The following is a 24,157-nucleotide window of genomic DNA, read 5'->3' on the forward strand; positions in this document are numbered from 1 at the left end:
AACGATCCCCCCGTACAGGAGTCAAAGTGGCCGTCAATCTGGTCAATGTCGAGGCTGTCAGCAAGGTGTACGGAACCCGTGCACTGCTCGACGGCGTCTCGCTCGGCGTCTCCGAAGGGGACCGGATCGGGGTCGTGGGCCGCAACGGCGACGGCAAGACCACCCTCATCCGGATGCTCGCGAAGCTGGAGGAGGCCGACACCGGCCGCGTCACCCACAGCGGCGGGCTGCGCCTCGGCGTGCTCACCCAGCACGACTCGCTCGACCCGAAGGCCACCATCCGGCACGAGGTCATCGGCGTCATGGCCGACCACGAGTGGGCCGGCAGCGCCAAGATCCGCGACGTGCTCACCGGGCTCTTCGGCGGGCTCGACCTGCCCGGCTTCGAGAACGGCCTCGACACCGTCATCGGCCCGCTCTCCGGCGGCGAGCGCCGCCGCATCGCGCTCGCCAAGCTCCTCATCGACGACCAGGACCTGATCGTCCTCGACGAGCCCACCAACCACCTCGACGTCGAGGGCATCTCCTGGCTCGCCAAGCACCTCCAGGAGCGCCGCTCCGCGCTCGTCTGCGTCACCCACGACCGCTGGTTCCTCGACCAGGTCTGCACCCGCATGTGGGACGTGCAGCGCGGTGACGTCCACGAGTACGAGGGCGGCTACTCCGACTACGTCTTCGCCCGCGCCGAGCGCGAGCGCATCGCCGCCACCGAGGAGACCAAGCGGCAGAACCTGATGCGCAAGGAGCTGGCCTGGCTGCGGCGCGGCGCCCCCGCCCGTACCTCCAAGCCCCGCTACCGCATCGAGGCCGCCAACGAGCTGATCGCCGACGTGCCGCCGCCGCGCGACACCTCCGAGCTGATGAAGTTCGCCAACGCCCGGCTCGGCAAGACCGTCTTCGACCTGGAGGACGTGACCGTCACCGCCGGTCCCAAGACCCTCCTCCAGCACCTCACCTGGCAGCTGGGCCCCGGCGACCGGATCGGCCTCGTCGGCGTCAACGGCGCGGGCAAGACCTCACTCCTGCGCGCACTCGCCGACGCCGCCGTCAGCCAGGGCGAGATCCAGCCCGCGGCCGGCACCGTCACCGTCGGCAAGACCGTCCGGCTCGCCTACCTCTCCCAGGACGTCACCGAGCTCCCCGCCACCCTGCGGGTCCTGGAGGCCGTCCAGCAGATCCGCGACCGGGTCGACCTCGGCAAGGGCCGCGAGATGACCGCCGGGCAGCTCTGCGAGCAGTTCGGCTTCTCCAAGGAGAAGCAGTGGACGCCCGTCGGAGACCTCTCCGGTGGTGAGCGCCGCCGCCTCCAGCTGCTCCGCCTGCTGATGGACGAGCCGAACGTCCTCTTCCTCGACGAGCCCACCAACGACCTCGACATCGAGACCCTCACCCAGCTGGAGGACCTCCTCGACGGCTGGCCGGGCTCCATGGTCGTCATCTCCCACGACCGGTTCTTCATCGAGCGCACCACCGACCGGACGCTCGCGCTGCTCGGCGACCGGACCCTGCGGATGCTGCCCCGCGGCATCGACGAGTACCTGGAGCGGCGCCGGAAGATGATCGAGGCGTCCGTCCCGACGCCCGCCGCCGCGCCCGCGCAGACGAAGCCCGGCGTCTCGGCCGCCGACAGCCGCGCCGCGAAGAAGGAGCTGCAGAAGGTCGAGCGACAGCTCGACAAGGTCTCCCAGAAGGAGGCCAAGCTGCACACGCAGATCGCCGACAACGCGACCGATTTCGAGAAGGTCGCGAAGCTCGACGCGGAGCTCCGGGAACTCGCGGGTGAACGCGAGGAATTGGAGATGCGCTGGCTCGAACTGGCCGAGGACGCATAACGAGGGCATCACAGGCCGGTCCTCCCTTGGGTACAAGGGGCGGACCGGTCGCTTTTGCGCCAGCGCGTGAGTGGTAGAAAGAAAACCCGCTCACGTCAAGGGGGAACTGCTGATGACCCAGCCGCCCAGCAACCAGCCGCCGGGGGGCTTCGGAGCTCCCCAGGATCCGAACCAGGGCCCGCACCAGGGCACGCCGCCCGTGCCGCCCGCCCCGCCGCAGGCACCGCAGACCCCACCGCCGCCCGCCGGCCCGCCCGGCGCGCCGCCCGCCGCGCCCGGACCGTACAGCCAGCAGCCGCAGCAGCAGCCGCAGCCCGGTTACGGGTACCCGCAGCAGGGCCAGCCCGGTCAGCCGGGCCCGTACGGCCAGCCGGGCCAGCCCGGACAGCCCGGCCCTTACGGCCAGCAGCCGTACGGCTACCCGCAGCAGGGCCAGCAGCCCGGCTACGGCCAGCCGCAGCAGCCGGGACCGTACGGCCAGCAGCAGAGCCCGTACGGCGGGTACCCCACCCAGCCGATGTACCAGGGCGCCCCCACCCCGCCGTCCTCCGGCGGCGGCCTCAAGGGCCGTACCGGTCTCGTCGCCGCCGTGGCCGCCGGTGCCGTCCTCGTGGCCGCCGTCACCACCTGGGCCGTCGTCGGCGGTGGCGACGACGAGAAGCCGATCGCCGGGCCGACCGCCAGCGCGAGCTCCTCGTCCAGCGCCCCCAAGCCCACCGAGTCGGTGGACAAGGGCGACGGCTCGGGCGACGGCTCCAAGGGCGACGGCGGCGACCTCAACGCGGGCCGCCAGGCCGGCGAGGCCAAGGTCAACTGGCTGCTCCAGAACGACGTCGACCTGCCCCGCAACGGCGCCGACGTCCTCGGCCCGTGGATCGTCGGCGACACCGTCGTCAAGGCCATGTACAAGGGCGTCTCCGGCTACAACCTGAGCGACGGCGCCCCGAAGTGGCACGTCGACGTGCCGTTCGAGCTGTGCGCCGCGCCCGCCGAACCCTCGGCGAACGGCGTCATGGTCTTCGCCTACGCCGAGAGCGCCAAGGACGGCGCCAAGTGCACCTCGCTCCAGCAGATCGACCTGAAGACCGGCAAGGCGGGCTGGAAGAAGGCCGTACCCAAGCCCAAGGGCCTGTTCGCCTTCTCGGACAACACCCTGTCCATCAGCGGCAACACGCTGACCGTCTCCGGCACCAGCAGCTCCTACGGCTTCTCGCTGACCGACGGCAAGCAGCTCTTCACCGGCGCGACGACCGGCTGCAAGCCCTTCGCGTACGCCGGCGGCAGCAAGCTGATCGCCGCCGTGGACTGCCCGTCGGGCAGCACCACCAAGAAGCTCCAGGGCGTCAGCCAGGTCGACCCGAACACGGGCAAGCCCAAGTGGACCTTCAAGCTGGAGGCCGACTGGGAGGTGGACCGGGTCTACTCGGTCGACCCGCTGGTCGTCTCCGCCACCCAGCGCGAGCAGAAGAAGTGGACCATCTTCGCGCTCAACCCGAACGGTTCGCTCCGCTCGCAGATCCAGGGCGGCAAGGACAAGTTCGCCCCCTCGTGCGGCGGCGGCTTCGTCATCTTCGGCAAGAACCTCCAGGGCTGCACGGGAGTCGCGGCCGACGCGAACACCTTCTACATGGCCACCGAGACCTCGTACGGCACCCCCAACGAGGTCGTCGCCTTCGACCTGAAGACCGGCAAGGCCAAGTGGCGCTCCAAGGCGCCCGGTGAGCAGTCGATGATCCCGCTCCGCATGGAGGGCGGCCAGGTCCTGGTGTACGTGGACCCCTCGTACGACAAGGGCGGCGCCGTCGCGACGATCGCCCCCACCGGCGGTGCGCCGAAGACCGTGCTCCAGCACCCGGCGTCGACGGCCCAGGTCGAGAACAACTTCTACAGTCCGGGCTACGCGTACGGCGCCGGCACCTTCGTCGTGGCGAGCGGGCGCGTCTCCGCCTCGAACGACAAGGAAGAAAAGCTGGTCAAGACGATGATGGCGTTCAGCAAGTGAGGTACACGGACCGATGACGCAGCCACCCCCACCCCCACCGAACCAACCCCCCGAGCCGCAGGGCGGCTTCGGCGCGCCGACGCCGCAGCAGCCGGAGCCCGGTTACGGCTACCCGCAGCAGCAGCCCGAGCCCGGTTACGGCTACCCGCAGCAGGCACCGCCGCCGCAGCCGGACCCGGGGTACGGCTACCCGCAGCAGCCCCCGGCGGCCCCGCAGCAGCAGCCGTACGGCTACCCGGGCCAGCCGCCCACGCAGCCGCAGCAGCCCTACGGCGCCGGCTACCAGCAGCCGGCCCAGCCCCCGTACGGCTATCCGCCCCAGCAGCAGCCCTACGGCGGCTACCAGCAGCCCACCACGGCCGCGGTCCCGGCCGCGGCGGGCGGCGGCAAGAAGCTGTCGGCGCAGCTCCAGATCGTCATCGCGGCGGTCGTCGCCGTCGTCCTGATCGTCGGCGTCGGCATCTGGTACGCCAACTCCGGTGACGGCGGTGGCAAGGAGGAAGAGGCCAAGGGCACGGCCGGCACCTCGCAGGGCGCCACGGGCGACGGCGGTTCCGGTGACACCAAGGGCATCGGTGGCGGCGGCAAGGAGCAGCCGCCGGCGAACACCCAGGCGAAGGAGGCCTTCCGGCTGGACACGCCGAAGGTCCCGGACGTCACCGATGTCACCGGTTCCTGGGTGACCGACAAGGCGTACGTGAAGACGGGCGTCAACTCGATCGTCGCCCACGACCGTGACAAGGGCTCCGTCCTGTGGACGCTGCCCCTGACCGGTCAGGTCTGCGGCAGCTCGCGTCATCTGACGGCCGACAACAAGCTGGCGATCCTCTTCGAGGCCAAGAAGCGGGTCGCGCCGCGCTACTTCCAGCAGTGCACCGAGGTCGGTGTGGTCGACCTGAACGCCGGAAAGCTGCTGTGGTCCACCTCGGTCACCGGCGGCACCGCCGGCGACCAGAAGGTCCGGTTCGGCGAGGTCACGATCAGCGGGAAGACGGTCGCGGCCGGCGGCACCGACGGCGGCGCCGCCTTCGACGTCGCCAACGGCAACCCGCGCTGGAAGCCGCAGGCCAACGACCAGAGCTGCTACGACCTGGGATACGGCGGCGGCGAAGGTCTCGTCGCGGTCCGCAAGTGCGGCTCGTACGACGCCCAGTACGTGATGATCCAGAACCTCGACCCGATGACGGGCGCCCCGGTCTCGCAGTTCAAGATGCCGACCGGGGTGAAGTACGCGTCGGTCATCTCCACCAAGCCGCTGGTCGTCGCGGCCGACGTCGGCGACAGTGCGGGCGACGGCAGCGGCATCTCGGACTTCTTCTCCCTCGACGAGAAGACCGGGAAGCTGAAGGCGAAGATCACGGCGGACGCCGACCAGTATGCGGCCCGCTGCCGCTCGACCAAGGTCGAGTCCTGCTCGCAGGCGCTGGTCGGCAACGGCCGGCTGTACGTGTCGACCGAGGAGCACGAGGGCTCCACCGGCGAGTACGGCGACGAGACGAACGAGCTGATCGCCTTCGACCTGGCCACCGGAAGGACGGCGCCGGAGAAGGCGGACGCGGGTGACAAGTACACCCTGGTCCCGCTCCGGATGGACGGCGGCAACATCATCGCGTACAAGGAGCCGCCCTACGACAAGGGCGGCCGGATCGTCTCCATCGACGGCGGCACGATGAAGGAGACCGTGCTCCTGGAGAACCCGGCGGACAAGACCCTCCGGAACCTGGAGCGCGCCTTCACTCCGCAGTACTCGGAGATCCTCTACCGCGACGGGCGGCTGTTCATGTCCGACATGATGCTCTCCAAGCCGCGGGCGTCGGCGTCGCCGAACGACAAGGAGTATCTGGCGGTGTCGTTCAGCACCCACTGAACTCGTTGACATCGCACGGATGTCCGTGAGGTTCGCGCGGCCCGGCGCGTCGGTTCACCCCGACGCGCCGGGCCGTTTGCGCGGGGTGCCGGTGGGTGAGGAATTCGGGGTCGAGCGGGCGGCCGGTGGACGGCGGCCCGGAGGATGGGGGATGACCGGGATGGGCGTACGGCTCGTGGTGGTGGACGATCACCGCCTGCTCGCGGAGGCGCTCGCCTCGGCGCTGAAGCTGCGCGGGCACCGGGTGCTCGCGGCGGCCGCGCCGGTGGCGGGGGCGGCGGAGCTCGTCGTGAGCCGGGCGCCGGAGGTCTGCCTCCTGGGCACGGCGGCCCCGGCCGAGCCGGGGGCCTTCGACGTGGTCGTACGGATCAAGCGCGAGCGGCCGCAGGTGGCCGTGGTGGTGCTCGGCCCGGTGCCCTCGCCGCGCGGGATCGCGGCGGCGTTCGCCGCCGGGGCCTCGGGGTACGTCCGGCACGACGAGCGCATCGAGGGCGTCGAGCGCGCCCTGGTGAAGGCGAGGGCGGGGGAGTCGGCGGTGGCGCCGCAGCTCCTCCAGTCGGCCTTCGCGGAGCTGCTGCACCCCACCGCGCAGCCGGACGACGAGGGCCAGCGGCTGCTGCGGCTCCTGACGCAGCGGGAGGTGGAGGTCCTCGTCCGGGTCGCGGAGGGGGAGGACACCCGGCTGATCGCGGAGGGGATGGGGATCGCGCCGAGCACGGCCCGGACGCATGTGCAGCGGGTCCTGATGAAGCTGGGGGTGGGGTCGCGCCTGGAGGCGGCGGCGCTCGCGGCCCGTACGGGGCTGCTCGACCGCGCGGTGCCGATGCAGCGGGGCCCGTCCCTCTGACGTTCGGGCCGTCTGACGCTCGGGCCTTCTGACGCCCGGATGAAGCCCGGTCCCTCCGTTCGTGGGAGGGGCCGGGCTTCGCCGTTGACGGCGATGTTGGAATGTGGTTCCTTGTGCGTGGTTATGTTTGAACCGCCGGAGGGTACCCCGTGAAGAAGACCGTCACCGCGCTCGCCGACGGGCGCGAGCTGATCTACTACGACACCCGCGACGACGCCGTCCGCACCGCCGTCGACACCCGGCCGCTCGACCCCGTCACCTCCGCCACCGAGCTCCGGTACGACGCGCTCCTCGGGGACACCGTCGCCGTCGCCTCGCACCGGCAGGGCCGGACGTACCACCCGCCCGTCGGCGAGTGCCCGCTCTGCCCCTCCGGCGACGGACGGCAGAGCGAGATCCCGGCCCCCGACTACGAGGTCGCCGTCTTCGAGAACCGCTTCCCCACCCTCGCCGGGGAGTCGGGCCGCTGCGAGGTCGTCTGCTTCACCGCCGACCACGAGGCCTCCTTCGCCGACCTCACCCCCGAGCGGGCCGCCCTCGTGCTCGACGCCTGGACCGACCGCACCACCGAACTCGCCGCCCGCCCCGGCGTCGAGCAGGTGTACTGCTTCGAGAACCGCGGCGCCGAGATCGGCGTCACCCTCGCCCACCCCCACGGGCAGATCTACGCCTACCCGGCCGCCACGCCCCGCACCGCCCTCATGCAGCGCAGCGCGGCCGAGCACCGGGCCCGCACCGGCGGCAACCTCTTCGACGACGTCGTCGCCCGCGAACGCGCCGACGGCGAGCGGATCGTCCTGGAGACCGAGCACTGGATCGCCTTCGTGCCGTACGCCGCCCACTGGCCGTACGAGGTCCACCTCTACCCGACCCGCCGGGTGCCCGACCTGCGGGTGCTCGACGAGGGGGCCCGCACAGAGTTCCCACAGATCTATCTGGAACTCTTGAGGCGCTTCGACCGGATCTTCGGACCGGGGGAGCCGCCGACGCCGTACATCTCCGCCTGGCACCAGGCGCCGTTCACCGGTGCGGACCGCGAGGAGTTCGCCCTGCACCTGGAACTCTTCACCGTCCGCCGGACGTCCGGCAGGCTCAAGTACCTCGCGGGCACGGAGTCCGGCATGAGCGCGTTCAGCAACGACGTGCCGCCGGAGACGGCGGCCCGGCGACTCCGAGAGGTGGCAGGCAAGTGACCGAGACCGTGGATCCCGAGACGGTGAAGAAGTACCTGGTGACCGGCGGGGCCGGATACGTGGGCAGCGTCGTCGCCGCCCACCTCCTGGAGCGGGGCCACCGGGTCACCGTCCTCGACGACCTCTCCACCGGCTTCGCCGAAGCCGTCCCGGCGGGCGCCGAGTTCATCGAGGGCCGCATCCAGGACGTGGCCCGATGGCTGGACGGCTCCTACGACGGCGTCCTGCACTTCGCCGCCTTCTCCCAGGTCGGCGAGTCCGTCGCCAAGCCCGAGAAGTACTGGGAGAACAACGTCGGCGGCAGCATGGCCCTGCTCGCCGCCATGCGCTCCGCCGGCGTCCGCAGGCTGGTCTTCTCCTCCACCGCCGCGACCTACGGCGAGCCGGAGACCGTACCGATCACCGAGACCGCGCCGACCGCCCCCACCAGCCCGTACGGAGCGAGCAAGCTCGCCGTCGACCACATGATCGGCGGGGAGTGCACCGCCCACGGCCTCGCCGCCGTCTCCCTGCGCTACTTCAACGTCGCGGGGGCGTACGGCTCCCTCGGCGAGCGCCACGATCCCGAGTCGCACCTCATCCCGCTCGTCCTCCAGGTCGCCCTCGGCGACCGCGAGGCGATCTCCGTGTACGGCGACGACTACCCGACCCCCGACGGCACCTGCGTCCGCGACTACATCCACGTCGCCGACCTCGCCGAGGCCCACCTCCTGGCGCTCGACGCGATGACCTCGGACGCCGTACCGGCCGGCGAGCACCTGGTCTGCAACCTCGGCAACGGCAACGGCTTCTCCGTCCGCGAGGTCGTCGAGACCGTACGGAAGGTCACCGGGCACCCGATCCCGGAGATCACCGCCCCGCGCCGGGCCGGCGACCCCGCCGTCCTCGTCGCCTCCGCCGAGGCCGCCCGCGAACGGCTCGGCTGGACGCCCTCCCGCCCGGACCTGGCGGACGTCGTCGCCGACGCCTGGGCCTTCGCGCGGACGCGGCACGAGGGGGGCCGGGCATGAGCGTCGCCGCCGACTTCGAGGCGCTCTACGGCGCCGCCCCCGACGGTGTCTGGGCCGCCCCCGGCCGGGTCAACCTCATCGGGGAGTACACCGACTTCAACGACGGGTTCGTGCTGCCGCTCGCGCTGCCGCACACCACCGTCGCCGCCGTCGCCCGCCGCGACGACGGGGTGCTGCGCCTGCACTCCGCCGACATCGACGGCGGCATCGTGCAGCTCGCGGTCGACTCCCTCGAACCGCTCTCCGGCGGCGGCTGGGCCGCGTATCCGGCCGGTGTCGTCTGGGCGCTGCGGGAGGCCGGGCACCCGGTCACCGGCGCGGACGTCCACCTCACCTCGACCGTGCCGACCGGCGCCGGGCTCTCCTCCTCGGCGGCCCTGGAGGTCGTCACCGCGCTCGCCCTGAACGACCTGTTCGCGCTCGGGCTCTCCCGGCCCGAGCTCGCCCGGCTCGCCCAGCGCGCCGAGAACGCCTTCGTCGGCGTCCCCTGCGGGGTGATGGACCAGATGGCCTCCGCCTGCGCCGAGGAGGGCCACGCCCTGTATCTGGACACCCGGGACCTCTCGTACCGTCAGGTCCCCTTCGACCTGGCCCGGGAGGGGCTGCGGCTGCTCGTCGTCGACACCCGCGTGAAGCACGCGCTGGGCGACGGCGCGTACGCCGAACGGCGCGCCGGTTGCGAAGCCGGTGCGCGGGCGCTCGGCGCCCGGGCCCTGCGTGACGTGAGCGCCGCGAATCTGCCCGAAGCCCTCGGACTGCTGGGCGACGAGGCGATTCTGCGCTACGTGCGGCACGTCGTCACCGACAACGCCCGTGTGGAGCGGACGATCGCGCTGCTCGACGCCGGGGACACCCGGGCCGTCGGTCCCGTCCTCACCGAGGGCCATGCCTCCCTCCGGGACGATCTGCGGGTCTCCTGCCCGGAGCTCGACCTGGTCGTCGGGGCGGCGAACGCCGCCGGGGCGCTGGGCGCCCGGATGACCGGCGGCGGCTTCGGCGGCTCCGCCGTCGTCCTCGTCGACACCGACCGGGCGGACGCGGTCGCCGCCGCCGTCGAGAAGGCCTTCGCCGAGGCCGGCCACGCGGCCCCCGGCATCTTTCCGGCCGTCCCCTCGGCGGGTGCGCGGCGCCTCTGACACACCCGAGGACACCGCCGTACGGCACCCGCGGACACCGCCGTACGCCACCCCCGGACACCGCCGTACGGGCCCCCGGACACCGCCGTACGGCGCCCCGGTCGCCCCGTACGGCACCGCTGACACCCCCCGTACTCCCGTACGACTTCGGACAGTTCCGTGAATCGGCCCCCGCCGTGACGCCCCGCCCCTACTCTGAGGGGCAGCGCCGGTGGGGGCCGGTGCTGTTCAGGGGGCGAGACCCGGTCGGGTACGGCGCCGGAAGCGGGGTAAACAGTCAACGCACGGCGGCGGCCGCGCGGATGACGGACCCGTCTCCGACGCCGTGCCCGCGTCGGTTCTCCGTTCCTCGACACTTGGGGGTGTCCGTGGCACGTATCCGTGTCCTCGTGGTGGACGACCACCGCGTCTTCGCCGAATCGCTGGCCGCCGCACTCGCGGCCGAGCCCGATGTCGACGTCGCCGCCGCGGGAAGCGGTCCGGCCGCCCTGCGCTGCCTGGAGCGCGGCGCCGCGGAGGGCCGCAGGTTCGACGTGCTGCTCGTCGACGCCGAGCTGGGCGCCGGTCCCGCCGGGGCCGTGGCCCGCGCGGTGCCGGACGACGCCGAGGGCGCCGTCGACGGGATCTCCCTGGTCGCGGGGGTGCGCAGGGTCCAGCCCGCGGTCCGTACCGTCGTCCTGGCGGAGAAGGACGACCCGCACCGGGCGGCCCTCGCCCTCCAGGCCGGGGCCTCCGGCTGGGTCGCGAAGGACTGCTCGCTCCAGCGACTCCTCGCGGTGGTCCGCGGGGTGCTGCGGGACGAGACGCATCTGCCGCCCGCGCTGCTCACGGGTGTCCTGCGGGAGCTGACCGCGGCCCGCAAGCACCGCACGGACAGCGAGCGGCTGGTGGAGTCGCTGACCCCGCGCGAGCGGGAGGTGCTGCGCTGCATGGTGGCGGGCCTGGGGCGCAAGGCGGTCGCCGAGCGCCTCTTCCTGTCCCCGCACACCGTCCGTACGCATATGCAGAACGTGCTGGGGAAGCTGGGCGTGCACTCGACCCTGGCGGCGGTCGCCCTGGCCCGCCGGGCGGGGGTGGGGCCGGCCCAGCTGGGTGGGGCGCCGCTGTCCGGACTATCCGGGGACGTTGTCGAACGGGGCGGTCAGCTGGCGTAGCAGCGCGGCCAGTTCGCCGCGCTGGCCCCGGGAGAGCTGGGCCAGGATGGCCCGCTCCTGGGCGAGCAGTCCGGCGAGCGCCTCGTCGGCGCGGTCGCGGCCCTCGGGGGTGAGCCGGACCAGGACGCCGCGCCGGTCGCTGGGGTCGGGGAGCCGCTCGACGAGGCCCTTCTTGGTGAGCCGGTCGATGCGGTTGGTCATGGTGCCGGAGGTGACCAGCGTCTGGGTCAGGAGCTGGCCGGGGGAGAGCTGGTACGGGGCTCCGGCGCGGCGCAGGGAGGTGAGGACGTCGAACTCCCAGGGCTCCAGCTGGTGCTCGGAGAAGGCGAGCCGACGGGCGCGGTCGAGGTGCCGGGCGAGCCGCGAGACGCGGCTGAGCACCTCGAGCGGTTCCACGTCGAGGTCGGGGCGCTCGCGGCGCCATGCTGCGACCAGTCGGTCGACCTCGTCCTCCATGTCGATCAGTGTAGAGGGTCTGTTGACATAAAGTCTCTTGGGGTCAAGTTTCTCGATATCAAGTATCTTCGAATCGAGATATATTTCCCTGGACTACGGGGAAGGGACCCGGCCGGAACTCCGTTCCGCTTCGGCAACTCGTTCCAGCAAGGGGGCTTCGAACATGCATTCCGTGGAATCCGCCGCACCATCCGCGCCGACATGGGATCCACAGCAGTACCTCCGGCACTCGGGCCACCGCACACGGCCCTTCCTCGACCTGCTCACCCGAATACCGCACCTGCCCGCCCAGGACCGGCCCGCCCGGATCGCCGACCTCGGGTGCGGCCCGGGCAACGTGACGGTCCTCCTCGCCGACCGCTGGGCGGACGCCCACATCACCGGCTTCGACCTCTCGCCCGAGATGCTGCAGCAGGCCGAGAAGGACTGGTCCGGCACCACCCGCGGCGGCGGCTGGATCGACTTCCGGCCCGCCGACGCCGCCCACTGGACCCCCACCGAGCCCTACGACCTGATCGTCTCCAACGCCGCCCTCCAGTGGGTGCCCAACCACCCCGAGTCCTTCGCCGGCTGGATCGACGGACTCCGGCCCGGCGGCACCCTCGCCTTCCAGGTCCCCGGCAACTTCACCTCGCCCAGCCACGCCCTGCTCGGCGAACTCTGCGACACCCCCGAGTGGCGCGGCCGGCTCGGCGACCAGGGCCGGCGCTTCGTCCATATCCTCGACGCCCCCGACTACCTCACCCGCCTCACCGACCTCGGCTGCGAGACGGATGTCTGGGAGACCACGTACTGCCAGCTGCTCCAGGGCGAGGACCCCGTCCTCGACTGGGTCAAGGGCACGGCACTGCGGCCCGTCCTCACCACCCTGGGCGACGACCAGGACGCGATCGACGCCTTCCTCGGCCAGTACCGGGACCTCCTCCGGGAGGCCTACCCCCGGGGCCCGCACGGCACGGTGTTCCCGTTCCGGCGGATCTTCGCCGTGGCCCGCAAGCCCCACTGACGCGCGCGGGCCGGCACCAGCGGCCCGTGGACGCGGACGCCCCGCACCGGAGTTCCGGTGCGGGGCGCCCGCGTGTGTCCATGGCGAGGTGCTACGACATGGCGTTGTAGATCTGGAAGCCGGGGCCGAGCCTGTTCCGGTTGCCGAACTTGCCCGGGGCGGTGTTCAGGTAGCTGTAGAGGTCGCCGTTCGAGGCCACGCCCAGCAGGTCACCCTTGCCGTCGGCGTTCAGGTCGCCCGGCGCGACCAGCTTGGTGTACGTGTTCCAGCCGCTGCCGACCCACTTCCGCGCACCGAACGGCGTGGCCGCGACACCCGTGCCCGGGTACACGTACAGGTCGCCGCCCGAGGTGCGGGCCGCGATGTCCGTACGGCCGTCACCGGTGTAGTCACCGGCGCCGACGATCTTGTTGAAGGAACCCCAGCCGCCGCCGACCTTGATCCGCGTCGCGAACGCCGTGCTCTGCCCGTTGCCCTGGTAGAGGTACAGGTTGCCGGAGCGGTCGCGGGCCAGCAGATCGCCCTTGCCGTCGCCGCTCAGGTCGCCCGGACCGACGAGCGCGTTGTAGACGCCCCAGCCCGTACCGATGAGGACGCCGTCGATGTACAGGCCGTTGTCGAAGAGCTGCGCGATGTCGGACGAGTTGTCCGGGTCCAGCGAGGCCAGGTGCGTGTAGTCGGCACCCCGCCAGCCGCCCGAGTCGCCGTACTGGTCGCGCGCGGTGAGGTAGCCGTTGGTCCGGCTGCCGTACCAGAACATCGTGCCGGCCGAGTCCCGCGCCAGGACGCCTTCCTTGGTGGCGGCGACCGGGTTGTTGCTCGCGCCGCCGAACTGCGGGACGCCTTCCCAGCCGCCCACGGAGCCGGCCTGTATACGGGTCGCCAGGGTGCCGTTGCCCTTGCCGGTGTAGTACCAGAAGGTGCCCTTGGCGTCGCGGGCGAGCAGCTCGCCGCTGCCGTCGCCGTTGTCGTCGCCGACGGGAATGATCGTGTTGTAGATGTTCCAGCCGGGGCCGACCGACACCCGGGTCGCGAAGGGCCTGCTCTTGTCGGCCGTGCCGGCGTAGAACCACAGGGTGCCGGCGGTGTCACGGGCGTAGAAGTCGGTCCAGCCGTCGCTGTTGTTGTCGCCGAAGCCGACGAGCTGGTCGTAGATGTTCCAGCCGGGGCCGAGCTTCACCCGCGCCGAGAACGGCGCGCTGCGCTTGCCGGTCGCGTAGTACAGCCACAGGTTGCCGGCGGTGTCGCGGGCGAGCAGGTCCGCCAGGTTGTCGTCGTTCACGTCGCCGGGCGAGAAGAGCTTGTTGTAGATCTGCCAGCCCTTGCCCTGCCACGCGTACGCCGCCGAGGTGGGCGTGGCGTCGGCGTACATCGTGAGCGCGCCCTGCTCCGAGAGCATCAGGACCTCGGGGCCGCCGCCGACCGCGTCCTGGTTGCCGATCGGGACGATGTCCTTCGGCAGCGAGCCCGCGCTGAAGACACCGCCCTCGCCCGCGGCCGTCGCGGTGTAGACGTTGCCGTTCCAGCCGCGGTAGATCAGGTCGCTCACGCCGTCGCCGTCGAAGTCCGACAGCGGCGCGGGGACCCTGGACCCCGTGGCGGCGGCACCGTCGGCCTCGGCGGTACCGGCGGCACCGGCGCGGGCCGTGCCGGGCACCGGCCGCGTCAGCGGCGGCGGGGTGAAGTCGGCCGCCGGCTTCTCGACGGCGGGGTGGGGCGGCGCGGGCCGATCGGCCGACGCCGGGGTCGCGAGCAGCATGCCCGCGGAGAGAACGAGTGCGGTGCAGGCCGCGAGGCGGGCACGCGTGAGGTGCGCAGAACGCAAGAGATCCCCCCCAGGGATCAGAATGTCGTCGGACCGGGGACGGGCGTCCGCGGCCTCTCCGTACGGCAGAAAGCGCGTACGAAGGGCGAACACCCCCCGGGTGTTTCGGGAGCATACCGCCCGGGGGTGACAGAAGGTTCCCGGGAAGGGGGACGCCCCGCACCGGTGTCCGGTACGGGGCGTCCCCGGCTGTCCGGGAAGCGGTGCTACGACATCGTGTTGTAGACCTGGAAGCCGCCACCGAGCCTGAACCGCGGCGCGAACTTGCCCGGCGCCGTGTTCAGGTAGCGGTACAGGTCGCCGCCCGAGGTCACGCCCAGCAGGTCGGCCTTGCCGTCGGCGTTCAGGTCGCCGGGGGCGACCACCTTGGTGTACGTGTTCCAGCCACTGCCGACCCACTTCCGCGCACCGAACGGCGTGGCCGCGACACCCGTGCCCGGGTACACGTACAGGTCACCGCCCGAGGTGCGGGCCGCGATGTCCGTACGGCCGTCACCGGTGAAGTCACCGGCGCCGACGATCTTGTTGAAGGAACCCCAGCCGCCGCCGACCTTGATCCGCGTCGCGAAAGCCGTGCCCTTGCCGTTGCCCTTGTACAGGTACAGGACGCCGGAACGGTCACGGGCCAGCAGGTCGGCCTTGCCGTCGCCGCTCAGGTCGCCGGGGCCCACGAGGGCGTTGTAGACGCCCCAGCCGCTGCCGATCGTGTTGCCCTCGATGTACAGGAAGCCGGACGGGTCGCCGTTCTCCTGGACGGCCAGGTCGGAGAGGCCGTCCGCGTTCAGCGAGGAGAGGTTCGTGACGGTCAGGCCGCTCATGCCGCCCGCACCGAGGAACTCCTCGCGCGGCATCAGCTTGCCGGTGGTGGAGTTCGTGTACCAGTACAGCGCCCCGCCGGGGGTCGTCGCGTAGACGCCCTCCTTGCCCGTGTACGGGTTGTTGCCGGCGCCGGCGAGCTGCGCGACGCCCAGCAGGTCGCCCGTGTCACCGGTCTGCGTGCGCCCGCCCAGGGTGCCGTCGCCGTTGGCCGGGTAGTAGAAGAGCGTGCCCGCGTTGTCCCGGGCCAGCACGTCGCCGCCGCCGTTGGGCAGGATCTGGTTGTAGGTGTTCCAGCCGCCGCCGATGGACTTGCGGGTGCCGAACGGCTTGTTCTTGTCGCCCGTACCGGCGTAGAACCACAGCGTGCCGGTGGTGTCGCGGGCGTACAGGTCGGCGCGGCCGTCGCCGGTGCCGTCGCCGAGGCCCACGAGCTGGTCGTAGACGCCCCAGCCGCCGCCGACCAGGATCCGGCCGGACAGCGGCGCGGACGTGCTGCCGGTGCCCAGGTACAGGTAGAGGACGCCGTCCTGGGTGCGGGCGATCACGTCGGCGCGGCCGTCGCCGTTCACATCGCCGGGCGAGGCGATCTTGTTGTAGGCCTGCCAGCCACCGCCCACCACCGAGGAGTACGGGGTGCCGGTCGGGTCGGCGTCGGTGTACAGGGTGAGCGTGCCGGTCTCGGAGAGGACGAGCACCTCGGGTTCGGCCGTGCTGCCGCCCTGGTTGCCGATCGGGATGATGTCCTTCGCGACGTCGTCGTAGCGGTAGAGCTCGAAGTCGCCACCGGCCGCCGTGGTCGTGCTCGAGTAGAGCGCGCCGTCCGCCGTGCGGAAGATGATGTCCTCGACGCCGTCCAGGTCCAGGTCGGACAGCAGCAGGGGCGTGGCCTCGGCCGAGGCGATGCCCGCCCGCGCACCGTCCTTGGCCGCGCGGGCGGTGTCCTTCTTCGGGAGCGTCAGCTTCGGCGGCGCGAACGAAGGCGTCGCCTTCTCGACCGACGGAACCGGCGCCGGGGTGTCGGCGGACGCCGTGCCCGCGAGCAGCATGCCGGCCGAGACGGCGAGCGCGGTGCAGGCGGCGACACGGCGGGCACGCTTGGAGTACGTGAAAAGCAAGAGATCCCCCCAGGGACCAGAGGTTCGACGGAACCAAACAGGGGGGCTCGCACGGCATCGGACGGCGTCAGCGCAGGCCCACTGGGCACGCGGAGACGACCTCGTCAGAAGGTCGGAACACCCCCCCCGGATGTTGAACGCGATTCTACCCGCGGGCGCGTCATATGCCAGGGCTTTACTCGGTGAATCCGACCGTCCGGTCCGAGAGTCCGACCGTCCGGTCAGCTCTTCCGGTGCCCTATCAACCGCGGCTTCGGCTCCAGACCGTCCAGACCGTGCCACGCCAGGTTCACCAGATGCGCCGCGACCTCCGCCTTCTTCGGCTTGCGGACGTCCAGCCACCACTGACCCGTCAGCGCCACACTGCCCACCAGCGCCTGCGCGTACAGCGGCGCCAGCTTCGGGTCGAAACCGCGGGCCTTGAACTCCAGGCCCAGGATGTCCTCCACCTGCGTGGCGATGTCACTGATCAGCGACGCGAACGTGCCCGTCGACTGCGCCACCGGGGAGTCCCGTACGAGAATCCGGAAACCGTCCGTGTAGTTCTCGATGTAGTCGAGCAGCGCGAACGCCGCCTGCTCCAGGAGCTCCCGCGGATGCCCCGCCGTCAGCGCGCCCGTCACCCCGTCGAGAAGCTGGCGCATCTCCCGGTCGACCACGACCGCGTACAGCCCCTCCTTGCCCCCGAAGTGCTCGTACACCACCGGCTTGGAGACCCCGGCCTTCGCCGCGATCTCCTCCACCGACGTGCCCTCGAAGCCCTTCTCGGCGAAGAGTGTCCGGCCGATGTCCAGCAGCTGCTCCCGGCGCTCCGCACCCGTCATCCGCACCCGGCGGCCCCGCCGGGGCTTCTGCTCGCCGCTGCCGGTGCCACTGGTCCTGCCGTCGATCGCCACGTCTTCCATCATGCCGCGTCTGCGGGCGCGCTCTGGCGGCGGGCTTCGATGCGCTCCTTCGCCGGCCAGCGCACGTCGTACGCCCAGCCCGCCAGCTCGAACCAGCGGATCAGCCGCGCGCTGGAGTCGACCTGGCCGCGCAGCACCCCGTGCCGCGCCGACGTCGGGTCGGCGTGGTGCAGGTTGTGCCAGGACTCGCCGCAGGACAGCACCGCCAGCCACCACACGTTGCCCGAACGGTCCCGCGACTTGAACGGACGCTTGCCCACCGCGTGACAGATCGAGTTGATCGACCAGGTCACGTGGTGCAGCAGCGCGACCCGCACCAGCGAACCCCAGAAGAACGCGGTGAACGCGCCCCACCAGGACATCGTCACCAGACCGCCCACCAGCGGCGGGATCGCGAGCGACAGCATCGTCCAGAAGATGAAGTCACGGGAGATCCGCCGGAGCGCCGGGTCCTTGATCAGGTCGGGCGCGTACTTCGCCTGCGGCGTCCGCTCCTCGTCGAACATCCAGCCGATGTGCGCCCACCACAGCCCCTTCATCAGGGCCGGCACCGTCTCACCGAAACGCCACGGCGAGTGCGGGTCGCCCTCCGCGTCCGAGAACTTGTGGTGCTTGCGGTGGTCCGCCACCCAGCGCACCAGTGGCCCCTCCACGGCCAGCGAGCCCATGATCGCGAGCGCGATCCGCAGCGGCCGCTTGGCCTTGAACGAACCATGCGTGAAGTAACGGTGGTAGCCGATCGTGATGCCGTGGCAGCCGATGTAGTACATCGCCACCATCAGACCCAGATCGAGCCACGACACGCCGCCCCAGCTCCACGCCAGCGGCACCGCCGCGATCAGCGCGACGAAGGGCACCGTGATGAACAGCAGCAGCGTGATCTGCTCGATCGATCGCTTCTTGTCCCCGCCGAGCGTGCCGGAGGGCAGGTGGTCCTGATCGGTTTCGAGCAACTCAGGGCTCGTGGTCATGGATGTCCCCTGGGGATGAGGGAGGGATAAGGATGAAAGGGAGCGGAACGGTACGAAACGAGCACGAGGCTACGCTTCCGTAACCTACGGCGTCGTAAGTATGGCAGCGCCGGGGCGCGCGGCAAGGGGGCACAAGAGGACCCTGACCGCTGTCCGACAGATGGACACCTATCCTGGGTGCGTCGGACAGCGCGGTCCGCAAGCCTCCAGTACCCCTCCAGACGTGCTCAAACACTGCAAGGAGCCGCACCTGTGAGCAGTGCCGACCAGACCCCCACCGCCAGCACCGAGCTGCGCGCCGACATCCGCCGACTGGGCGATCTCCTCGGCGAGACCCTCGTCCGCCAGGAGGGCCACGAGCTCCTCGACCTCGTCGAGCGGGTCCGCAGCCTCACCCGCGAGAACGGCGAGGCAGCCGCCGAGCTGCTCCGAGGCGTCGAGCTGGAGACGGCCGCCAAGCTGGTACGCGCCTTCTCCACCTACTTCCACCTCGCGAACGTCACCGAGCAGGTCCACCGCGGCCGCGAGATGCGCGAGAAGCGCGCCGCCGAGGGCGGCCTCCTCGCCCGCACCGCCGACATGCTCAAGGACGGCGACCCCGAGCACGTCCGCGAGACGGTCAAGAACCTCAACGTCCGGCCCGTCTTCACCGCGCACCCCACCGAAGCCGCCCGCCGCTCCGTCCTCAACAAGCTGCGCCGCATCGCCGCCCTCCTGGAGACCCCGGTCATCGAGGCCGACCGGCGCCGCCACGACCTGCGGCTCGCCGAGAACATCGACCTCATCTGGCAGACCGACGAACTCCGGGTCGTCCGCCCCGAGCCCGCCGACGAGGCCCGCAACGCCATCTACTACCTCGACGAGCTGCACGCCGGCGCCGTCGGCGACGTCCTGGAGGACCTCGCCGCCGAACTGGAGCGCGTCGGCGTCGAACTCCCCGCCGGCACCCGCCCGCTCACCTTCGGCACCTGGATCGGCGGCGACCGCGACGGCAACCCCAACGTCACCCCCCAGGTGACCAGGGACATCCTGATCCTCCAGCACGAGCACGGCATCACCGACGCCCTCGAACTCGTCGACTACCTGCGCGGACTCCTCTCCAACTCCATCCGCTACGCCGGAGCCACCCAGGAACTCCTGGACTCCCTCCAGCGCGACCTGGAACTCCTCCCGGAGATCAGCCCCCGCTACAAGCGCCTCAACGCCGAGGAGCCGTACCGCCTCAAGGCCACCTGCATCCGGCAGAAGCTCGTCAACACCCGCGAGCGCCTCGCCTCCGGCACCCCCCACCAGGACGGCCGCGACTACCTCGGCACCGCCGAGCTCGTCCACGACCTCACCCTGATCCAGACCTCGCTGCGCGAGCACCGCGGCGCGCTCTTCGCCGACGGCCGGATGGACCGCACCATCCGCACCCTCTCCGCCTTCGGCCTCCAGCTCGCCACCATGGACGTACGCGAGCACGCCGACGCCCACCACCACGCCCTCGGGCAGCTCTTCGACCGCCTCGGCGAGGAGTCCTGGCGGTACGTCGACATGCCGCGCGACTACCGGCAGAAGCTCCTCGCCAAGGAGCTGCGGTCGAGGAGGCCGCTCGCACCCACGCCCGCCCCGCTCGACGCGGCCGGACAGAAGACCCTCGGCGTCTTCCACACCATCAAGGAAGCCTTCGAGCGCTTCGGCCCCGAGGTCATCGAGTCCTACATCATCTCGATGTGCCAGGGCGCCGACGACGTCTTCGCCGCCGCCGTCCTCGCCCGCGAGGCAGGCCTGATCGACCTCCACGGCGGCTGGGCCAAGATCGGCATCGTGCCGCTCCTGGAGACCACCGACGAGCTCAAGGCCGCCGACGTCATCCTCGACGGCATGCTCGCCGACCCCTCCTACCGGCGCCTCGTCTCGCTCCGCGGCGACGTCCAGGAGGTCATGCTCGGCTACTCGGACTCGTCGAAGTTCGGCGGCATCACGACCTCCCAGTGGGAGATCCACCGCGCCCAGCGTCGCCTCCGCGACGTCGCCCATCGCTACGGCGTACGGCTCCGCCTCTTCCACGGCCGCGGCGGCACCGTCGGCCGCGGCGGCGGCCCCTCGCACGACGCGATCCTCGCCCAGCCCTGGGGCACCCTGGAGGGCGAGATCAAGGTGACCGAGCAGGGCGAGGTCATCTCCGACAAGTACCTCATCCCGTCCCTGGCCCGCGAGAACCTGGAACTGACGGTCGCCGCCACCCTCCAGGCCTCCGCCCTCCACACCGCGCCGCGCCAGTCCGACGAGGCCCTGGCCCGCTGGGACGCGGCCATGGACACCGTCTCGGACGCCGCCCACACCGCGTACCGCAAGCTCGTCGAGGACCCGGACCTGCCGACGTACTTCCTCGCCTCGACCCCGGTCGACCAGCTCGCCGACCTGCACCTGGGCTCGCGGCCCTCCCGCCGCCCCGGCTCGGGCGTCTCCCTCGACGGCCTGCGGGCCATCCCGTGGGTCTTCGGCTGGACCCAGTCCCGGCAGATCGTCCCCGGCTGGTTCGGCGTCGGCTCCGGCCTCAAGGCCCTCCGTGAGGCCGGCCTCGACCCGGTCCTCGGCGAGATGTACGAGCAGTGGCACTTCTTCCGCAACTTCCTCTCCAACGTCGAGATGACGCTCGCGAAGACCGACCTGCGGATCGCCCGCCACTACGTCGACACCCTGGTCCCCGACGACCTCAAGCACGTCTTCGACACCATCGAGGCCGAGCACGCACTGACCGTCGCCGAGGTCCTCAAGGTCACCGGCGGCGAGAAGCTCCTGGACTCCAACCCGGTCCTCCAGCAGACCTTCGCCATCCGCGACGCCTACCTGGACCCGATCTCCTACCTCCAGGTCGCCCTCCTGGCCCGCCAGCGCGGTGCCGCCGAGCGCGGCGAGGACCCGGACCCGCTGCTCGCACGGGCCCTGCTCCTCACCGTGAACGGTGTCGCGGCGGGCCTCCGCAACACCGGCTGACGCGCCTGCCCGCACGCACGACAGAGCCCCCGCCGGGGATCCGGCGGGGGCTCCGTCATGACGGGGTACGTCAGCCCTGCTGCCCGGCCTTGCGGCGGCGGGTCACCAGGAACGCGCCGACACCCGCGAGGGCCACGGCGACGGCGGCGAGCACGCCGACGGGGGCGCTGGAGCCGGTCTCGGCGAGGTCGCCGTCCTTGCTGTCGGTGCCGCCCGTGCCGGTCTCACCCGCGGGGGCGGACGCGGACGGCGACTCGGTGCCACCGGGGGTCTCCGAGGCACCGGGGGTCTCCGACGGAGCGGGCGACTCGGTCCCGGGGGTCTCCGTGCCGGGCGTCTCGGTACCAGGGGTCTCGGTACCGGGCGTCTCGGTCGTCGGCGTGTCCGTCGGCGTCGGCGCGCTGGTGCTCGGCGTGCCGGTCGGGGTCGGCTTCACGGTCGCCGGGCAGGTGTGCGAGAGGTTGAAGAACCCCTGCGAGACCTCACCGGAGACCTCCGCGACCGCGGAGGTCAGCTCGGCACCCGGCGCGGAGGCCACGTACGCGTGGTCGTCCTTCGGCGGACCGAACTTGGTGATGACGATCGGGTCGCCGTTGTCGAAGGTCACCGTCAGCTTGGTGAACACCGCACTGTTGCCGGGAATGACGAAGTGCCAGCCGTCCTGGTCGGCCGGAATGGTCTTGCACTCCCCGGGCTTGCCGAACTCGGCGGCGGTCACGGGAACCGTCTGGTGCAGCGGGAGCGGCTTGGGGCCTTCCGAGGCGGAGGCCACCGGGGCCAGGACGAGGGAACCTGCCATGGCCGCGACAAGTGCGGCGGCAGGGATGAGAGAACGTCGCATGTGCAGTCGTCCATCTATGGGATGAGGGATGCCGTGGGGGGTGGCAGGGGGGCAGCCTATCCGTCGCTTCAAGTCATCCTTAAGGCAGAGGTCGATAACGATCCCGCCGGGAAATTGGTGGAATCAGGCCACAACCCTCAGGCGCCCTCAACCACTCTCAGAGCGCGAAGAACGCCGCCACGAGCAACGCCCCGCCCACCCCCGCCGCCGACCACGCCGCCCTCGGCAGCCGCAGACCGCCCCCGATCAGCGGCGCCGCCAGCAACAACGCCCCGCCCAGCGGCAGCCACGCGTGCAGACCACCGCCCCAGCCCGTCCGCACGCCCTCGTCCGTACCCGGCTTCACCACCACCGGGATCGTCGCGCCCTGCTCCGCCGCCACCGAACGCGCGATCGTCAGCGTCCGGCGCGTCGAGGAGGCGTCCTCCGGGGCGTAGCGGCCGCTGCACGTGTCGTCGGTGCACCCGGTCACCGTCAGCGTGCCGTGCTCCCGCCCCTTGGCGAGCAGAACGTGCTGGGCCGAGTTCCAGGAGGCCCAGGCGCCCGCGACGACGAGAAGAAGGGCGACCAGGGCCATGGCGGCGTTACGGACGTGCGTCATGACCCGCGATCGTACAGTCGTACGTTCCGGAGACCAGGCCTCCTAGGAGTTGTACGCCGACTGGGCCCGCTCCAGACCCTCCGCCACCAGGCACTCCACCGAGTCCGCCGCCCGGTCCACGAACCAGTCCAGGTCCTTGCGCTCCGTCGACGAGAAGTCCTTCAGGACGAAGTCCGCCACCTGCATCCGGCCCGGCGGACGCCCGATCCCGCACCGCACCCGGTGGTACTCCGCACCCATCGCCTTCGTCATCGACTTCAGACCGTTGTGCCCGTTGTCGCCGCCGCCGATCTTCAGCCGCAGCACCGAGTAGTCGATGTCCAGCTCGTCGTGGACCGCCACGATGTTCGCCGTCGGCACCTTGTAGAAGTCGCGCAACGCCGTCACCGGGCCACCCGACAGGTTCATGTACGACATCGGCTTCGCCAGGATCACCCGACGGCTCGCGGGTCCCGGCGGACCCATCCGGCCCTCCACGACCTGCGCCTGCGCCTTCCCCGCCCGCTTGAACGAGCCCCGCATCCGCTCGGCGAGCAGGTCCACCACCATGAACCCGATGTTGTGCCGGTTGGCCGCGTACTCGGGCCCGGGATTGCCGAGGCCGACGATCAGCCAGGGCGCGTTCGCGTCGTCGGTCATCCGATCCACGTCTCCTCGTCCAGATGTCCAGATGTCCAGATGTTCAGGTACGTCCAGATACGAAAAACGGGGTGACGGGCCGTGCGGCCCATCACCCCGTCACGTCAAGCAGAGCCTACGGCTCAGGCCTCGGCGCCCTCGGCGGCCTCGGTCTCGGCCTCGGCGGCCGGCTCCTCGGCCTGCGCGGCCAGGACCTGGAGGACGACGGCGTCGGCGTCGGTCACCAGGGTCGAGCCCTTCGGGAGGGCGATGTCCTTGGCGAGGACGGAGGCACCGGCCTCCAGGCCCTCGACGGAGACCGTGACGGACTCGGGGAGGTGGGTGGCCTCGGCCTCGATGGAGAGGGTGTTGAGCACGTGCTCCAGCAGGTTGCCACCGGCGGCGAGCTCGCCCTCGGCCTGCACGGGGATCTCGACGGTGACCTTCTCGCCACGCTTCACGAGGAGCAGGTCGACGTGGACGAGGAAGCCCTTGATGGCGTCACGCTGGACGGCCTTCGGGATCGCCAGCTCGTTCTTGCCGTCGATGTCCAGGGACAGCAGGACGTTCGGCGTACGCAGGGCCAGGGCCAGGTCGTGGGCCGGGAGGGTCACGTGCGCCGGCTCGGAGCCGTGGCCGTAGACGACGGCGGGAACCTGGGAGTTGCGGCGGATCGCGCGGGCGGCGCCCTTGCCGAACTCGGTACGGACGGCAGCGGCGAGCTTGACCTCGGACATGGTGCACTCCTCGTAGAAAGGTGACGAAAAATCTGGGTCACCCGGCCACGACTGGCGATGGCCTGCTACGAAGAGCGCGTCGATAACGGACCGCCGTGACCCTGTACATCCGTACGGGTACGGCCTCCCTCGCCGAGCAACTACGGCAGTCTACCGGCCCACCGCCCTACCACCCAATTCGATCACTCAAACACGGCGGAGGGCCGCTCCCCCGAACGGGGAAACGGCCCTCATGCCTCA

General features: G+C 71.4%; 19 protein-coding genes. 10 read left to right on the top strand and 9 right to left on the bottom strand.

The genetic code is table 11. The annotated features are described in order from the left end of the window. Positions 1-26: 26 nt before the first annotated feature. The 8 genes from N5875_RS23050 to N5875_RS23085 all read left to right on the top strand — a co-directional run bounded on the left by N5875_RS23050 (position 27) and on the right by N5875_RS23085 (position 11,041). Positions 27-1,832 (top strand): ABC-F family ATP-binding cassette domain-containing protein, encoded by a 1,806-nt coding sequence (locus tag N5875_RS23050; protein WP_338495653.1) that lies wholly within the window; start codon positions 27-29, stop codon positions 1,830-1,832. Positions 1,833-1,944: 112 nt separating this feature from the next. Beyond that, positions 1,945-3,834, top strand: a complete 1,890-nt coding sequence (locus tag N5875_RS23055) for a PQQ-binding-like beta-propeller repeat protein (protein WP_338495655.1) — start codon at positions 1,945-1,947, stop codon at positions 3,832-3,834. Positions 3,835-3,847: 13 nt separating this feature from the next. Further along, positions 3,848-5,701, top strand: a complete 1,854-nt coding sequence (locus tag N5875_RS23060; RefSeq protein ID WP_338495657.1) for a PQQ-binding-like beta-propeller repeat protein — start codon at positions 3,848-3,850, stop codon at positions 5,699-5,701. A gap of 160 nt (positions 5,702-5,861) precedes the next feature. After that, on the top strand, positions 5,862-6,548 hold the full coding sequence (locus N5875_RS23065; RefSeq protein ID WP_318210954.1) for a response regulator transcription factor: 687 nt from the start codon (positions 5,862-5,864) through the stop codon (positions 6,546-6,548). Between the two features lie 149 nt (positions 6,549-6,697). Further along, positions 6,698-7,741, top strand: coding sequence for a galactose-1-phosphate uridylyltransferase (gene galT, locus N5875_RS23070; protein ID WP_318210883.1), 1,044 nt, complete (start codon positions 6,698-6,700; stop codon positions 7,739-7,741). Positions 7,742-7,764: 23 nt separating this feature from the next. Further along, on the top strand, positions 7,765-8,751 hold the full coding sequence (gene galE / locus N5875_RS23075; RefSeq protein WP_338499240.1) for a UDP-glucose 4-epimerase GalE: 987 nt from the start codon (positions 7,765-7,767) through the stop codon (positions 8,749-8,751). Further along, entirely contained in the window at positions 8,748-9,887 is a 1,140-nt protein-coding gene (gene galK, locus N5875_RS23080) for a galactokinase (RefSeq protein ID WP_338495658.1), read from the top strand. The genes galE and galK overlap by 4 nt, the downstream gene beginning before the upstream one ends. Positions 9,888-10,255: 368 nt before the next feature. After that, positions 10,256-11,041 (top strand): response regulator transcription factor, encoded by a 786-nt coding sequence (locus tag N5875_RS23085; RefSeq protein WP_318210886.1) that lies wholly within the window; start codon positions 10,256-10,258, stop codon positions 11,039-11,041. On the opposite strand, the gene N5875_RS23090 is transcribed toward N5875_RS23085, so the two are convergent. Next, positions 11,000-11,497 (bottom strand): MarR family transcriptional regulator, encoded by a 498-nt coding sequence (locus N5875_RS23090; protein ID WP_030315385.1) that lies wholly within the window; start codon positions 11,495-11,497, stop codon positions 11,000-11,002. The two genes, N5875_RS23085 and N5875_RS23090, sit on opposite strands and share 42 nt — an antisense overlap. A 163-nt stretch (positions 11,498-11,660) precedes the next feature. On the opposite strand from N5875_RS23090, the gene N5875_RS23095 reads away from it, so the two are divergent. Beyond that, positions 11,661-12,503 carry a trans-aconitate 2-methyltransferase gene (locus tag N5875_RS23095; protein ID WP_318210887.1) on the top strand — a complete coding sequence of 281 codons (843 nt, stop codon included), beginning with the start codon at positions 11,661-11,663 and terminating at the stop codon, positions 12,501-12,503. 91 nt (positions 12,504-12,594) lie between these two features. Here the strand turns inward: N5875_RS23095 and N5875_RS23100 are convergent, their stop codons facing one another. From N5875_RS23100 to N5875_RS23115, 4 genes are all read right to left on the bottom strand, one after another. Next, positions 12,595-14,328, bottom strand: coding sequence for a VCBS repeat-containing protein (locus tag N5875_RS23100; RefSeq protein ID WP_338495663.1), 1,734 nt, complete (start codon positions 14,326-14,328; stop codon positions 12,595-12,597). A 206-nt stretch (positions 14,329-14,534) separates the two neighbouring features. Beyond that, a complete protein-coding gene (locus N5875_RS23105) occupies positions 14,535-16,262 on the bottom strand; it encodes a VCBS repeat-containing protein (protein WP_318210889.1) in 1,728 nt (575 codons plus the stop codon). Between the two features lie 221 nt (positions 16,263-16,483). Beyond that, complete coding sequence (locus N5875_RS23110) at positions 16,484-17,167, bottom strand: TetR/AcrR family transcriptional regulator (protein ID WP_318210955.1); 684 nt, start codon at positions 17,165-17,167, stop codon at positions 16,484-16,486. Next, positions 17,167-18,138, bottom strand: a complete 972-nt coding sequence (locus tag N5875_RS23115) for a fatty acid desaturase (protein WP_318210890.1) — start codon at positions 18,136-18,138, stop codon at positions 17,167-17,169. Before N5875_RS23115 ends, N5875_RS23110 begins: the two co-directional genes overlap by 1 nt. Before the next feature lie 252 nt (positions 18,139-18,390). Between N5875_RS23115 and ppc the strand changes: the two genes are divergently transcribed. Next, entirely contained in the window at positions 18,391-21,120 is a 2,730-nt protein-coding gene (gene ppc, locus N5875_RS23120) for a phosphoenolpyruvate carboxylase (RefSeq protein WP_318210891.1), read from the top strand. 70 nt (positions 21,121-21,190) lie between these two features. Here the strand turns inward: ppc and N5875_RS23125 are convergent, their stop codons facing one another. The 4 genes from N5875_RS23125 to N5875_RS23140 all read right to left on the bottom strand — a co-directional run bounded on the left by N5875_RS23125 (position 21,191) and on the right by N5875_RS23140 (position 23,917). Then, positions 21,191-21,961, bottom strand: coding sequence for an LPXTG cell wall anchor domain-containing protein (locus N5875_RS23125; RefSeq protein WP_318210892.1), 771 nt, complete (start codon positions 21,959-21,961; stop codon positions 21,191-21,193). Positions 21,962-22,118: 157 nt separating this feature from the next. Further along, entirely contained in the window at positions 22,119-22,562 is a 444-nt protein-coding gene (locus tag N5875_RS23130; protein WP_318210893.1) for a hypothetical protein, read from the bottom strand. A 42-nt stretch (positions 22,563-22,604) separates the two neighbouring features. Continuing rightward, a complete protein-coding gene (pth, locus tag N5875_RS23135) occupies positions 22,605-23,201 on the bottom strand; it encodes an aminoacyl-tRNA hydrolase (protein WP_318210894.1) in 597 nt (198 codons plus the stop codon). A 122-nt stretch (positions 23,202-23,323) separates the two neighbouring features. Beyond that, positions 23,324-23,917: a 50S ribosomal protein L25/general stress protein Ctc gene (locus N5875_RS23140; protein ID WP_318210895.1), complete on the bottom strand. Its 594-nt coding sequence runs from the start codon at positions 23,915-23,917 to the stop codon at positions 23,324-23,326. Between the last annotated feature and the right edge of the window lie 240 nt (positions 23,918-24,157).

The sequence above is a fragment of the Streptomyces sp. SJL17-4 genome (genome assembly GCF_036826855.1).
Classification (GTDB): domain Bacteria; phylum Actinomycetota; class Actinomycetes; order Streptomycetales; family Streptomycetaceae; genus Streptomyces.

Coding starts and splice junctions, on each gene's coding strand:
- N5875_RS23060 (WP_338495657.1), top strand. CDS start 3,848: ATGACGCAGCCACCCCCACCCCCACCGAACCAACCCCCCGAGCCGCAG.
- N5875_RS23140 (WP_318210895.1), bottom strand. CDS start 23,917: ATGTCCGAGGTCAAGCTCGCCGCTGCCGTCCGTACCGAGTTCGGCAAG.
- N5875_RS23055 (WP_338495655.1), top strand. CDS start 1,945: ATGACCCAGCCGCCCAGCAACCAGCCGCCGGGGGGCTTCGGAGCTCCC.
- N5875_RS23125 (WP_318210892.1), bottom strand. CDS start 21,961: ATGCGACGTTCTCTCATCCCTGCCGCCGCACTTGTCGCGGCCATGGCA.
- N5875_RS23090 (WP_030315385.1), bottom strand. CDS start 11,497: ATGGAGGACGAGGTCGACCGACTGGTCGCAGCATGGCGCCGCGAGCGC.
- N5875_RS23095 (WP_318210887.1), top strand. CDS start 11,661: ATGCATTCCGTGGAATCCGCCGCACCATCCGCGCCGACATGGGATCCA.
- N5875_RS23130 (WP_318210893.1), bottom strand. CDS start 22,562: ATGACGCACGTCCGTAACGCCGCCATGGCCCTGGTCGCCCTTCTTCTC.
- N5875_RS23115 (WP_318210890.1), bottom strand. CDS start 18,138: ATGACCACGAGCCCTGAGTTGCTCGAAACCGATCAGGACCACCTGCCC.
- pth (WP_318210894.1), bottom strand. CDS start 23,201: ATGACCGACGACGCGAACGCGCCCTGGCTGATCGTCGGCCTCGGCAAT.
- galK (WP_338495658.1), top strand. CDS start 8,748: ATGAGCGTCGCCGCCGACTTCGAGGCGCTCTACGGCGCCGCCCCCGAC.
- N5875_RS23110 (WP_318210955.1), bottom strand. CDS start 17,167: ATGGAAGACGTGGCGATCGACGGCAGGACCAGTGGCACCGGCAGCGGC.
- N5875_RS23065 (WP_318210954.1), top strand. CDS start 5,862: ATGGGCGTACGGCTCGTGGTGGTGGACGATCACCGCCTGCTCGCGGAG.